This window comes from Nocardioides hungaricus, assembly GCF_054782915.1.
In genome coordinates, this window is record NZ_BAAGRO010000069.1 from 1 (window position 1) to 11890 (window position 11890).

The 11890-nt window shown below is 68.4% G+C and carries 12 protein-coding genes and 1 pseudogene; 6 read left to right on the forward strand and 7 right to left on the reverse strand.

Annotated elements, in window-relative coordinates; genetic code table 11:
* Positions 1–249, reverse strand: a pseudogene (locus ACYVKX_RS23135) (hypothetical protein); the annotation flags it as partial.
* 367 nt (positions 250–616) lie between these two features.
* On the opposite strand from ACYVKX_RS23135, the gene ACYVKX_RS23140 reads away from it, so the two are divergent.
* The 5 genes from ACYVKX_RS23140 to ACYVKX_RS23160 all read left to right on the forward strand — a co-directional run bounded on the left by ACYVKX_RS23140 (position 617) and on the right by ACYVKX_RS23160 (position 5837).
* Positions 617–1282, forward strand: coding sequence for a TetR/AcrR family transcriptional regulator (locus tag ACYVKX_RS23140; protein WP_460836079.1), 666 nt, complete (start codon positions 617–619; stop codon positions 1280–1282).
* Positions 1283–1326: 44 nt separating this feature from the next.
* Positions 1327–3666, forward strand: a complete 2340-nt coding sequence (locus ACYVKX_RS23145; RefSeq protein ID WP_302709477.1) for an MMPL family transporter — start codon at positions 1327–1329, stop codon at positions 3664–3666.
* 381 nt (positions 3667–4047) lie between these two features.
* The gene (locus tag ACYVKX_RS23150) at positions 4048–4617 is read left to right on the forward strand and encodes a TetR/AcrR family transcriptional regulator (protein WP_302709476.1); all 570 of its coding nucleotides are present in this window, start codon (positions 4048–4050) and stop codon (positions 4615–4617) included.
* The gene (locus tag ACYVKX_RS23155; RefSeq protein WP_188782378.1) at positions 4610–5095 is read left to right on the forward strand and encodes a PaaI family thioesterase; all 486 of its coding nucleotides are present in this window, start codon (positions 4610–4612) and stop codon (positions 5093–5095) included. The genes ACYVKX_RS23150 and ACYVKX_RS23155 overlap by 8 nt, the downstream gene beginning before the upstream one ends.
* Before the next feature lie 85 nt (positions 5096–5180).
* A complete protein-coding gene (locus tag ACYVKX_RS23160) occupies positions 5181–5837 on the forward strand; it encodes a hypothetical protein (RefSeq protein ID WP_305687150.1) in 657 nt (218 codons plus the stop codon).
* Positions 5838–6203: 366 nt separating this feature from the next.
* Here the strand turns inward: ACYVKX_RS23160 and ACYVKX_RS23165 are convergent, their stop codons facing one another.
* The 3 genes from ACYVKX_RS23165 to ACYVKX_RS23175 form a co-directional block, all read right to left on the reverse strand.
* Positions 6204–6662: a VOC family protein gene (locus tag ACYVKX_RS23165; RefSeq protein WP_302709474.1), complete on the reverse strand. Its 459-nt coding sequence runs from the start codon at positions 6660–6662 to the stop codon at positions 6204–6206.
* An 86-nt stretch (positions 6663–6748) separates the two neighbouring features.
* Positions 6749–7231 carry a luciferase domain-containing protein gene (locus ACYVKX_RS23170; RefSeq protein ID WP_302709473.1) on the reverse strand — a complete coding sequence of 161 codons (483 nt, stop codon included), beginning with the start codon at positions 7229–7231 and terminating at the stop codon, positions 6749–6751.
* Positions 7228–7644, reverse strand: coding sequence for a DoxX family protein (locus ACYVKX_RS23175; protein WP_188782382.1), 417 nt, complete (start codon positions 7642–7644; stop codon positions 7228–7230). The genes ACYVKX_RS23170 and ACYVKX_RS23175 overlap by 4 nt, the downstream gene beginning before the upstream one ends.
* A gap of 122 nt (positions 7645–7766) precedes the next feature.
* Between ACYVKX_RS23175 and ACYVKX_RS23180 the strand changes: the two genes are divergently transcribed.
* A complete protein-coding gene (locus tag ACYVKX_RS23180; protein ID WP_032491541.1) occupies positions 7767–8138 on the forward strand; it encodes a winged helix-turn-helix transcriptional regulator in 372 nt (123 codons plus the stop codon).
* 338 nt (positions 8139–8476) lie between these two features.
* Here the strand turns inward: ACYVKX_RS23180 and ACYVKX_RS23185 are convergent, their stop codons facing one another.
* The 3 genes from ACYVKX_RS23185 to ACYVKX_RS23195 are packed head-to-tail and all read right to left on the reverse strand — an operon-like array spanning position 8477 to position 11788.
* Complete coding sequence (locus ACYVKX_RS23185; protein WP_427816964.1) at positions 8477–10270, reverse strand: hypothetical protein; 1794 nt, start codon at positions 10268–10270, stop codon at positions 8477–8479.
* A gap of 47 nt (positions 10271–10317) precedes the next feature.
* Positions 10318–10674: a helix-turn-helix domain-containing protein gene (locus ACYVKX_RS23190; RefSeq protein ID WP_302709471.1), complete on the reverse strand. Its 357-nt coding sequence runs from the start codon at positions 10672–10674 to the stop codon at positions 10318–10320.
* 28 nt (positions 10675–10702) lie between these two features.
* The gene (locus tag ACYVKX_RS23195; RefSeq protein WP_302709470.1) at positions 10703–11788 is read right to left on the reverse strand and encodes a tyrosine-type recombinase/integrase; all 1086 of its coding nucleotides are present in this window, start codon (positions 11786–11788) and stop codon (positions 10703–10705) included.
* Between the last annotated feature and the right edge of the window lie 102 nt (positions 11789–11890).

Below are 11890 nucleotides of genomic sequence, written 5' to 3' on the forward strand. Positions count from 1 at the left end.
GAGCCTGTGCGGACACTCAGGTTCAGAGACGTCGCAACGGGAAGCGTGTGCCGGATCGGGAGCCGTCACCGAGAACGTCACCGGACAGGTGATCCGGGACCCTTGAGCGGCGGCGAGCACGCCGGCCAGGCGGCCTCGGAACCCCTTACCAGCCCAGCCGAGCCCCTCCCACTCCATCAGGTCGCGCAAGGCACCGGAGCCACAGTGCCCGGCCTGACGGTGCGGATAGTCGAGGACCACTCTGGCCATGACCTCACCCTGCCTTCATGCGACTCCATCACTCGCGGAAGCAACGGGAACGCAGTCCCCATACATTCATGCACGCATGCAACCCGCGGAGGTGCACCTGCATTCAGATGGGAGGAGGACCGCTCGGCTGGAGAGCGTGGCGGCCTCCCGGACGCCACCATCACGTGTCTGGTCGAGCTCGGCTGCACCGGCACCGCCGGCGCGGCGGTTGCGCAGAAGGCCGGGCTGCCGCGGGGCGCCCAGCCCCACCATTGCGGGACCCGCGACCAGTTGGTGGTCGCCGCGGTCGAGCATCTGGCGCAGAAACGGCTGCGGCAGGTGCGAGAGCAACTGACTGAGATGGCGCGCTCTACGGAACCGCGCGGAGGTGAATGCCGAGCTGCGCATTGGGCACTTTTTCTCATTGGGTAGGGACCGGCATACTGAGGGCATGGATCGTGGGTTGCGGGATCTCAAGCGCGAGGCGACGGCAGAGGCGCTGGCCCAGGCGGCGTTCGAGCTGACCCGTGAGCGCGGCTTGTCGGGGTTTGTCACTGCGGACGTGGTGGAGCGGGCGGGGTACTCCCGGCGCACCTTCGCGAACCACTTCTCGTGCAAGGAGGAGGCAGTTGCTTCGGTCGCGTTCGGTGGTGTCGAGGACGCGAGTGCGATCCTGACCGGCCTTCCCGCTGACCTGTCCCTGCTCGATGCCCTGTTGGCCGTGATGAGGACGCAGTTCACCGCAGACGCGTTGGTGAGGATGCGCGAGCTGATGGCGATGGCGCGGCAGTATCCGACCCTGGAGCCCTACGTACTTGGCGTTCAGCAACGCATGCGCCATACCGCACAGGACCTCTTGGCCTCGGTGGCGGGGGACCGGTACCCCACCGTCTACGTGCCCCTGCTGTTCGGTGCCGTGTACGGCGCCGTGATGGCCGCCCTCGAGGGGACCCTCGATGTACACCTCGGCGGCGAGAGCGACGCCACCCCCGCATCGATGGACTACGGCTCGTTCCTCGACATCGCCTTCGACTACCTGCGCCACGGCCTCTAGATCTAGACGCCGCCGCCTCTCGCCCCCCAAGGAGCACCAGACCCATGTCCACTTTCTTGTACCGGCTCGGACGAACCGCGTTCGGCAGGCCCTGGCTGTTCATTGCGGGTTGGCTCGCCGTCCTCACGGTGGTCGTCGGTGCCGTGGCCATCAACGGGGTGAGCGTCAGCTCCGAGATGAAGATCGAGGGCACCGAGGCCCAGACCGTCCTCGACCGCGTAGCCGAGGAGCTCCCCGAGGCCTCCGGGGGTCAGGCCAGCGTGGTCTTCACTGCCCCGGACGGTGAGCGGCTCGACACTCCGGAGCGACTCGCGGTGATCAGCGGCACCGTCGGCGACGTCTATGACCTGGAGAAGGTCGTCAACCCCCTCGACGCCGCGCTGGGTGCCGCCGAGGAGGGCGCCCCGGGCACTCCGCCAGACAATGCACCGGTCGATCCCCTGGCCGGGTCGGACCAGGGACAGGCGCCGCCCTACCAGCCGCTGCTGATGGACGGGGCCCCGGTGCCCGGCGTGCTGGTGTCCTCGGACGGGCAGGTCGCGCTGTTCCAGTTCCAGTTCACGGTCGCCTCGACCTCATTGACAGATGACGACGTTACCTCGGTGGTCGAGGTGGTGGAGCGCGCCGAGCAGGGAACCGGGATCACCGTTCTCCCGAGCGACTCGCTCAAGGCCATCGAGATCCCCGTCGGCATCGGCGAAGTGATCGGTCTCGCCATCGCCACCCTGGTGCTGGTGCTGACCCTGGGTTCCCTGATCGCGGCCGGCCTTCCCCTGGTCACCGCGCTGGTCGGTGTCGGCATCGGGGTGGGCGGCGCGTACGCGCTCTCCACGGTCGTCGAGATGAACTCCGCCACCCCCGTTCTCGGTCTCATGGTCGGCCTGGCCGTCGGGATCGACTACGCGCTGTTCGTCGTCAACCGGCAGCGACGGCTGATCCTCGATGGAGGACTCACCGCGCGGGAAGCAGCCGGCAGAGCAGTCGGCACCGCGGGCAGTGCGGTCTTCTTCGCCGGCCTCACCGTCCTCATCGCGCTGACCGCGCTGACCGTCATCGGCATCGCCATGTTGTCCACGATGGCACTCGTCGCGGCCTCCACGGTGGCCCTGGCCGTGCTCATCGCCCTGACCCTGCTGCCCGCCCTGCTGGGGCTGGTCGGGGAGCGGATCTGCTCCGACAAGGCCCGAGCCCGACGCCGCGCCAAGGTGGACGCGGAGTCCCACAGCGTCGCTGACCACTGGGTGAAGGGTGTGATCAGGTTCAGGTGGCCGGTCATCGCCGGCGTGGTCGCGATCCTGGGGGTTATGGCGATCCCGGCGGCCAGCATGAACCTGGGCATCCCCACCGGTGCGACCGCGAACCAGGACACCGCTGCCCGGCAGAGCTACGAGGCGGTCGCCCGGGGCTTCGGTGAGGGATTCAACGGCCCGCTCCTGGTCACCGCAGAGCCCACCGGCACAGCCGGCCGGGTCACGCCCGAGCTGACCGCGAAACTGATCGGCGGCCTCCAGGACCGAGACGACATCGTGCTGGCCGCCCCGGTCGGCGTCAACGAGGCCGGCGACCTGGCCGTGTTCAGCGTCATCCCCACCTCCGGCCCCAGCGACGAGGCCACCAGCGACCTCGTGAAGTCGCTGCGCGAGCCCGACAACGCGATCGCCCGGGAGAACCAGGTGCAGTTGGGCGTGACCGGGTTCACCGCCATCGGCATCGACATGTCCGACAAGCTCGCCGACGTCCTACCGCTCTACCTCGCCATCATCATCGTGCTCTCCATCCTGATCCTGATGCTGGTCTTCCGCTCGATCGTCGTCCCGATCAAGGCCACCGCCGGCTTCCTGCTCAGCATCCTGGCCACCTTCGGTGCCACCACCGCCGTCTTCCAGTGGGGCTGGCTCAGCGGCCTCTTCGGGTTCGACACCGGCGGCCCACTGATGAGCTTCATGCCGATCATCGTCACCGGCATCCTCTACGGACTCGCCATGGACTACGAGGTGTTCCTGGTCTCCTCCATGCGCGAGGCACACATCCACGGCCAGCCAGCCCGACAAAGCGTCGTCCATGGGTTCGACCAAGCCAGCCGGGTCGTCGTCGCAGCCGCGATCATCATGGTCGCGGTCTTCTCCGGCTTCATCTTCAGCCACGACATCATGATCAAGCAGATCGGCTTCGCCCTCGCCGCCGGCATCCTCATCGACGCCTTCATCGTCCGGCTGACCCTCGTCCCGGCCCTCATGGCCGTCTTCAACGAGCGCGCATGGTGGCTGCCCCGCTGGCTCGACCGCCTACTGCCCGACCTCGACATCGAGGGCGACAAGCTGCTGACCATGCTCAACCAGCAGGCCGAGGCCACCGACCGACAAAGCATCGAGGTCCGCAACTGAGCGAACCGAAGCATCCAGAGCCGAACCTCCGGGGAACGTTCAGGACCCCCCGCCGGCAACCGGACCAGCGCTCCCGTATTCCCTCCAATGCGCTGCGCAGGAACGCGATGAACGTCGTCGCCTCGGCCATTCGGCGGCTATCACGGCCGGACTGACCTGAGACCCTTCCGCGAGCGAGGCGGAGGTGTAGCGGTCGTCGTCGGCGAGCATCGCCGAACTTGACCGACAGACGTCGGGTCCCGGCATCGTTCAGGATGGCCGGCCCGCCGTCGGATGGGAACTCGACGCTCCCGACATACATACATTCGTGCCTGCATGTAAGGTGTGGCTGTGTCAGTGCAGGCAAGGCGGCAGGAGGAACGCTCCGCAGCCACTCGTCGTGTGCTGCTGGAGGCCACCGTGGCGTGCCTGGTCGACCTGGGCTACACCGGCACCACCAGTGCCGCCGTGGCCGAGAAGGCCGGCTTGTCACGGGGCGCACAGCTGCATCACTTCGGGACCCGAGACCAACTGGTGGTCGCGGCGGTCGAGCATCTTGCGCAGAAGCGCTTGCGGCGAGTACGCGAGGCGTTGGCCGACCTGTCCCCGGCCACGCTTCAAGGGGCGAAGGCTTCTCGGAGTCGGACAGAGCCGCAGGAGGCTGCGCTTGGGCTGCTGGCACAGGCTCTCTCTGGTCCGCTGTACGCCGCCACCCTGGAACTGTGGGTGGCCGCCCGCTCACATCCCGATCTGCGAGCCCAGTTGATCCCAGCCGAGGAGCGCGTCAACGAGGAGCTTGCGCAGATCTGTCGCACCTACGTCACCGACGACCCGATCAAGATCCGGCTCACCCTCGACCTCCTCCTCGGCAGGGGGGTCAGCGGCCTGCTCACCTCCCACCCAGGCCACCGCCAAGAACAGGTCCTCGCAGCCTGGGCCCAACTCCTGAGAGGCCGTCCATCCCATGACTGACCTGAAATCGATGCTTGCCACCTGGGCTGAGAAGTTCCGGCCGCACGCGGAAGGAGTCGACCTGCCGCCCCACCACGAGCAGTGCCTGGGCTGCGGACCCGACAACCCGCACGGCCATCACCTCCAGGTTCGCCGCTATGGGGACGGCGTCGTGGCCGAGCACACCTTCGACAACCGGCACGTCGGCGCTCCCGGCATCGCCCACGGCGGCGCAGTCGCCACGGTCATCGACGACCTCTACGGATTCCTGCTCTACCTCGTCGGCGCACCCGCGGTCACCCGCCAGCTGACGGTCGACTACCGAGCGCCGGTCATGATCGGCACCCCCTATCGGATGGAGGCGGGCGTGACGAATCAAGAGGGCCGCAAACTGTTCCTCGCCGCCAGCCTGACCGACCGCGACGGGTTCCTGGTCGCAACGTCGACAGCGGTGTTCGTCACCGTCGGTGTCGACCACTTCACCCGGGGTACGCAGTGACCGCAGCATCGGGCGGGTGAACAACACGCCGTTGCCCGAGGCGAACAGCGGGACCCGCTGCCCGTCAACGCAAGGATGGTTCCTCATGCTTCACAACGCTCTTCCGCTCTGGGCGGTACGCGCGCTCGCGGCCCTCGTCGCGCTGGTCCTCCTCGTCCTGACCCTCGGACTCGCACTGCTCCTCCCCCATATCCCCGGCCTCGCCAAAGCCGCCACCCGCATGCCCGAAACCCTCGAGGTCGTCGACCGAGCCCCCGACACCCTCGACCAAGTCCAGCGGATCGACCGCAACGTCAAGAAGGTCACCCCGCCGGTCGTCAGAGCGACGAAAGACCTGTCCCTGGTCGCGCCGCACATCGAGACCCTCGCCGGCCAGGTCGACCGACTTCTGCGCGACCTCGAGACGCTGCAACGCACCTCCAAACCCCTCGGCGAGGCCGCACCCAAACTCGCGCGACTGTCCGGCCAGCTCGGCGACCTCCAGACCTCCCTGCGCCGGCTCGACGGCCGCCTCGCCAGCCTCGACCAAAGCCTCGTCGAACCATTGGACAAGATGGAACGGCCGCTGCGCAGGCTCGCCTCCACCACCGGACCACTGCCCGGAAGTCTGGACCGGCTCAACCGAAGCACCGCCGTCCTCGAAGAACTCCCCGGCTACTTCGAGAACCTCCAACGGACCCTGCGAAGAGTGGAGCGGCACGTGCGCAACCTCGACGAGAAGACCGGCCCCAACATCCGCTGACCGAATGGGACCTCAACACCACGATCCGTAGTCTCCGGGCACGCCCAGGCGTTTCGCAGTGACGCGCTCGATGCAGGTGAACCGTCAGCCGTCCGAGCACCGGGGCATGCTGGACTGCGAGGAGCACGGACACCGCGGCGATCCGGACCCCCCGCGCGTGCGGGGCTCGCTCGCTCCCTTCACCCTCGTGACCCATCGCGCAATCGGCCGCCGTCATACTCATCTGAGAGACGGCATGATTGTCGTAAGTGAGTAGCGCAGCAACACGGTGCCGGCCTTGTCACCTCAGCACGGCCGGTGATCTGGGCAGCGGACTGGATGCCGATGGCCAGACGCTGCGGCCTGCGCCGCTCCAGGCACGGAGGGTCACAGACGTAGGGGACGGATCGGGGCGAAGACCACCGAGGGGTCGGCGAGCCACTCCTCCGTGGCCATCACGTCGACGTAGAGCTCGATCTCGTGCCCGTCGGGGTCGGCGATGTAGAGCGAGTGGGTGATCGTGTGGTCGCTGGCCCCCTGGATCTGCACCCCGTGCTCGGTCAGGTGACGCACGACCTCGCGGAGGTCGTCGTCGTTGTCGCCGACCTTGAGGCCGAAGTGGTACAGGCCCACACGGTGCCCCGGGGGCATCGGCGCCGCGGCCGGGCCCACCTCGATGAGCAGCAGCTCGTGGTGGGTGCGTCCGGAGGAGAACGCCGCCGCGGGGACCGGCAGGGGGACCTCCCCGCGGATCTCGTTCCAGCCGAGCACGTCTCGGTAGAACCGCCGTGAGCGCTCCAGGTCGCGGACGTAGAGCACCAGGTGGCCGAGCTCGTGGATGCGCATGATGGCTGACTCCGATCTTTGTTCGACTGGTCCGGACCCGAGTGGCCCGGATGCCGGTCACGTCGGCGCTCTGTCAGTACGGCTGGTCAGGCCGGGGCGTTGGTGGCGTACTCGAAGGCGGCGGTCACGATCTGGGCGACCAGTTCTGCCTCCTCCTCGTCGCGGGGTGCGTAGATCATCACCGCGCCCGAGGTGATCAGGCCGCGGCGGGCGACCGGGTGTTGCTCTGCCCAGCCTGTCTCGATCACGCGGGAGGCGAGGTCGGGCGGCAGCACCAGGTGCAGTGAGTGGTCCGGTGCGGGGTGCAGGTGAGCGAACTCGGTGCCGATCATGAAGGCCTCGGGCGGGCCCTGCGCGGCGTCTTCCGGCAGGGTCAGGGCGCGCGCTCCCGGGACCGAGATCATGCTGGGCCGCCAGACCACGCCGGGTAGCTGGGCGAGCCGCTCCTCCAGGAGGCGGCGCGGCCGATCGTCCTCCGGTTGTTGATCGAGCTGGGTGTGCGGATTGCTCGGGGTAGTGCGCGGCCTGGCGCCGCCGCGGGCGGGCAGGTCGACTAGCAAGCCGGTCACAGCGTGAACACCGGGCCGAGCACGAGCAGGCCGAGCTCGTCGCCCGCGGAGGCGAAGAACGCGAACAGGGCGAGCGCGGCACCCGCGAGGGACAGGTCCTTGAGGAACTGGGTCTGCTCGTTGGCCTTGCTCGCCGGGTCGGTCTCGCGCCAGAAGCCGTGCATCAGCACCGCCGTCGGCACCAGGAAGGCGACCAGCAGCAGGGCGCCGAGGTCGGGCCAGACCCCGACGGCCACCATGAGGCCGCCCAGGATGCTCACCGCACCAGAGAAGGGCACCATCAACCCTGCGGCCGGCACACCCTTGCTCGCCGCGTAGCCGGTCATCATCTCCCGCTGGCTGAAGTGGCCCATCCCGGCGCCCAGGAACAGTAGCGCGAAAAGGATCCGGCCGATGAGGACCAGAACGTCCATGAGAGCTCCTCGTATGCGAAGTAGTCACTTACTCTTTGTAAGTGACTCTAGGAGTATCATTCCGGGAACGGCGTTGGCAAGAGTCAAGGTCCGGCGACTCGTCGGCCGCGGAGGTTGTCTGCATGGACGAGACACAGGGCTACTGTCCGGTCTTCCACCGCGCGGTCGAGTTGATCGGGCGGCGCTGGAACGGCCCGATCATCCGCGCACTCCTCGACGGAGCCGACCGCTTCGGCGAGATCCGCTCGAGAATCCCTGGGCTCACCGATCGGCTCCTCGCGCAGCGGCTCCGCGAGCTCGAGCGCGAGGGCGTGGTGGAACGCGCCTGCCCCTCCTCCTCCGCGACCACCGTGCCGCACTACACGCTGACGACCAAGGGTCACTCCCTGGCGCCGGTGATCGAGTCCATAGCCCAATGGGCTGCGGCGTGGGAGCCTCCAGGATCGACCAGCTCGGCGCAGGGCCGCAGCGTCGCGGACTCGCGACGCCGGTGAGCTGACCGACCACGAACGCTTGTCGCGCCGAGCTCCGCGAGAAGTGGATCCGCTTAACGGGACTCCTCCTCCACCGCTCGAGCCACCGGCTCTGGAATCTCCTGAGTTTCGGGGGGACGCTTCCTGACCTGCATAAACGCGGTGTAGGGCGCCACGTCCCCCCGCCATTCGACGGTTCGGGGGGACGGATGCGGGGACGCTGAGCCGCCACGCTGCGGCCCGTGACCAAAGTCAGCAGCGCCAGAATGTCCGAATCGTGCGCGCTGCGGTTGCTTATCGTTGGCGTGAGGATGTTGCGACAACTCTCGACCCGCGCCGCGCGGTACGTAAAGACACGGTCATGGTCGGGTGCCAGGCTGGTCCTCGTTCCTCAGGTCGGGGTGCTCGACGGTCTTCAGGTAGCGGGTGGCGCCTTCGACGCTGAGGCCGAAGAGGTCGTAGATGCGGCGTACGTCGCCGCCGGTGGCGTGGATCTCGTGCAGGATGCGGTCTTCGCGCAGGGCCCGTGGGCGGATGCGGCTTTCCTTCCAGGGAAAGGACGGGCCGCTGGGGACGAGGCGCGGCGCGGTGCGTCGGTTGATGAGCAGGTGTGGGTTCGCGGTGGCCGGCCAGGTTCGGTTGCGGTGGTCGAGCCAGGCGGCGAGCCGGCTCCTGACGGGTGCGGCGAGCGGGATGTCGCGGCCGTCGAGGTGGAGGCGACCGTCGACGATGTCGGTCATCTGCAGTTCACGGACCTGCTTGCCGGTCAGTCCGTGGAAGGCCACCAGAGCCACAGCGAGCGCGACGGCCGGGTTCTGCGAGTCCAGTTCGGCCCGGATCACGGCGGGGTCCAGCGGCATCGGAAGGCTCGTGGCGACACGGGTCAGGTCGATGCCCCTCATGGGGTTGGCGAAGACGAGTCGGCGGCCCTTGAGGATCTTGAACAGCGACTTCAGGCCGTTCTCGGCGAAGTGGCGTTGGCTGGTGCCGGCGGGCAGGGCCGCGAGGGCGGCCAGGATGTCGTCCTTGCTGATCTCGGCGAACGACTGGCGCCCGGCTTCGACCCACGTCTGCACGACGGGCGCGAGGCCCTGGATGTGGAGCTCGACGGTCTCGGGTTCGCGAGGCAGCTGGCGCGGTGCTTGCCGGGATCCGCCGAGCATGACCTGAAGCCACAGCTGGAGGTGCTCCCGCATGGCGTCCGGGAGGGCTCCGGACTCGATGAACTTGGCGTTGAAGTACCTCTCGACCCGGGTCGGGACGTCCTCGGTCAGGAGCCCTGCTTCGGCGAGGACGTCGAGGGTGGAGGTGATGGTGCCGTCGTAGCGGCGCAACGCCACGACGTCACTAGCGCGGACCTTCGCGGTGGGAGTGGGCCGCAGGATCTGCAGCAGCCGCAGGGACTGGATCACGGCATTGCGCTGCCTGACGCTCCAGCCATAGCGGCGGGCGTGGTCGGCGACGATGGCCGCGCAGTAACGCGTCAGTTCGCTGTCCTCCACCAGGAGGCGTTGGCGCAGAACCTCGGGGTCGGGGTCCATCTCAATCAGGGCCAGCTGCTCGAGCGCGTGACGGCCGAACCTGGTGCCGGGCTGGTAGGGCAGCTGGTTCTTGTTCTTCTTCGACCACCGGCCATCCCAGCGGACGTAGTCGGGCACCGGCGTCGCGCGTCGCTTGAAGACCATGTTGGCGAAGAACAGCTGCTGGCTGTCCTTGTTCGCGGCGGCGACATCGGGTGCCCGCCCGGGTTTCTGTTCGAGTCGGGCGTTCTCGAGGCAGAGGCGACAGGCTTGTCGGTCGCTGACGTGGCTGGTGCGGCCGCAGTAGGTGCAGGTGCCCTTCGGGTAGTGGCTCTGCCACCAGCGGCAGGACCAGCAGGTCCAGTTGTGGCGGGGGTAGACGCCCCAGGCCAGGCAGCCCCTGCAGGATCCGATGTGCTCGGGGCTGCGGGGATGGCACCGGCTGCACAGCCCCTGGCTGAAGTAGTCGGTGCGGGCGCGGCAGCGGTTGCACGGTGGAGCGGCGAACGGGCCGCCGGGCAGGCACTGATAGCAGAAGTCGACTCTGGGGCTGGTCCACGCGACGCGGTTGCTCTGGCAGGCGTTGCACTTGGGCGGCAGCCGCAACGCCGCGTTGGGGCCGGGCGCGGGCATCCCGATCCTCTCCAGCTCGTCGTGTCCGTCAGCGGTGGCGGTGCGGGCTACAGCGGCGGGGTCGAGCGGGGCTTGCCGAGCCGCGGTGTGACCGCCGGTGGCGTGCCGCCGCCGTTGCCGTTCGGATCGCCATCCCCGTTTCCGCCGTTGGCGGCGTCGGTGTTGCGGGGACGGCGCGCGGCGACCTTGTCCGGCTCGGGGGTCATCAGGTCGTTCGGGGTGCATTCGAGCACGGCGCACAGGACGTCGAGTTCTTGGAGCCGCATCGTCGGCGGAGTCCCGGCCCACCACGACGACATCTTCCCCGCGGAGATCTCGAGCCCGGCATCTGCCAGCATCCGCCGAAGTTCTGCGGACTTCCAGATCCCTCGTTCGGCGGCCCGCAGCCGCAGGCTCCACTGCATCTGGATCCTCTCCTTCGATTCGGTTGGGTCAGTCGGTACGGAGGCCCAGGCGGGCTTCGATGCGGTCGCTCGCGCTGTTCCAGGCGCGTTCGATGTGGTCACTGCGGACGTGGAGGTAGCCCGAGGTCGTGGCCAGCCACTGGTGGCCAAGGAGCTCCTGGAGGGCCTTGATGTCCATCCCGGCCGCGTACAGCGACGAGGCGCAGTAGTGCCGCAGCACGTGTGGGGTCATTCGCCCCGACCACGCCGGGAGCCACAGGTCGACCTGGATTCCCAGCGCTCGGCGCAGCGCGTTCGCACCGACGCGTCCACAGCGGTCCAAGTCGCGGTCGAACCGCTCGGAGGGGAGCAGCGGCGCGTCCGGGTCGGCCCAGTCGTGGCCGTACTGGGGGCGGACCTCGGCCAGCCACCAGTCGACCAACTGGTTCGCGCCGTTGATTCCGGGCACCAGCCGTGGCTTGGGTCCGCGGCCGCCGGAGCCCTTGCCGTGGCGGACGTGGAGCTTGCCGAACTCGCCCAGATCGGGGCGCCAGTCGCGGATGTCGAGCATGACGGTCTCGTTGATGCGCAGCCCGAGTCGGCGCCACAGCGAGGCGGCGAAGTAGTCGCGGGCCGCGGGAAGGTACTTGCGCGCTTGGGTGACCGACCCGCGCCAGGCGGTGAACAGCGAGTCGATCTCCTCATCCGACGGCGGCACCCGGACCTTGCCCAGCGATGCCCCGGACTGGCGATTGAACTCATCGATCGGCTGCTCGACCAAGACACCGGTCGTGCGGCGGATCGTGCCCTCGTAGCGGGCGATCACGAACTCGTAGAAGCCCGCCAGTGCTCCGGCCTTGCCCGCCCGGGTCGACACGCTGAGCCCCAGCCGCCGCTGCTGGGCCAAGAACGCGTCCGCGTCCGCACAGGTGGCCTCCCACAGCGGAGTCGACAGCGAGCGAGCGAACTCGATGACGATCGCCCGAGTCCCGCCGATGTGGCGGTCCGTCAGACCTGCCGCCGACATCGCCAGCGCGTACTGGTCCACCAGCTCCTGCTCGAAGTCCTGGGCCGCCTGCGCACCTATCAGTGCCGGATCAACAGCGCTGCCACCCGGCAGCGCCACCAAACCCATCAGTCACCATCTTCAAGCGAGGCGATCATGCATCGATGCTACAGCCAAACCGTCATTTGGGGTGACGGTTCGTCGATTCAGACTCTTCCGGGGATTCAACCA

Coding starts and splice junctions, on each gene's coding strand:
- ACYVKX_RS23145 (WP_302709477.1), top strand. CDS start 1,327: ATGTCCACTTTCTTGTACCGGCTCGGACGAACCGCGTTCGGCAGGCCC.
- ACYVKX_RS23155 (WP_188782378.1), top strand. CDS start 4,610: ATGACTGACCTGAAATCGATGCTTGCCACCTGGGCTGAGAAGTTCCGG.
- ACYVKX_RS23160 (WP_305687150.1), top strand. CDS start 5,181: ATGCTTCACAACGCTCTTCCGCTCTGGGCGGTACGCGCGCTCGCGGCC.
- ACYVKX_RS23165 (WP_302709474.1), bottom strand. CDS start 6,662: ATGCGCATCCACGAGCTCGGCCACCTGGTGCTCTACGTCCGCGACCTG.
- ACYVKX_RS23175 (WP_188782382.1), bottom strand. CDS start 7,644: ATGGACGTTCTGGTCCTCATCGGCCGGATCCTTTTCGCGCTACTGTTC.
- ACYVKX_RS23180 (WP_032491541.1), top strand. CDS start 7,767: ATGGACGAGACACAGGGCTACTGTCCGGTCTTCCACCGCGCGGTCGAG.
- ACYVKX_RS23185 (WP_427816964.1), bottom strand. CDS start 10,270: ATGCCCGCGCCCGGCCCCAACGCGGCGTTGCGGCTGCCGCCCAAGTGC.
- ACYVKX_RS23190 (WP_302709471.1), bottom strand. CDS start 10,674: ATGCAGTGGAGCCTGCGGCTGCGGGCCGCCGAACGAGGGATCTGGAAG.
- ACYVKX_RS23195 (WP_302709470.1), bottom strand. CDS start 11,788: ATGGGTTTGGTGGCGCTGCCGGGTGGCAGCGCTGTTGATCCGGCACTG.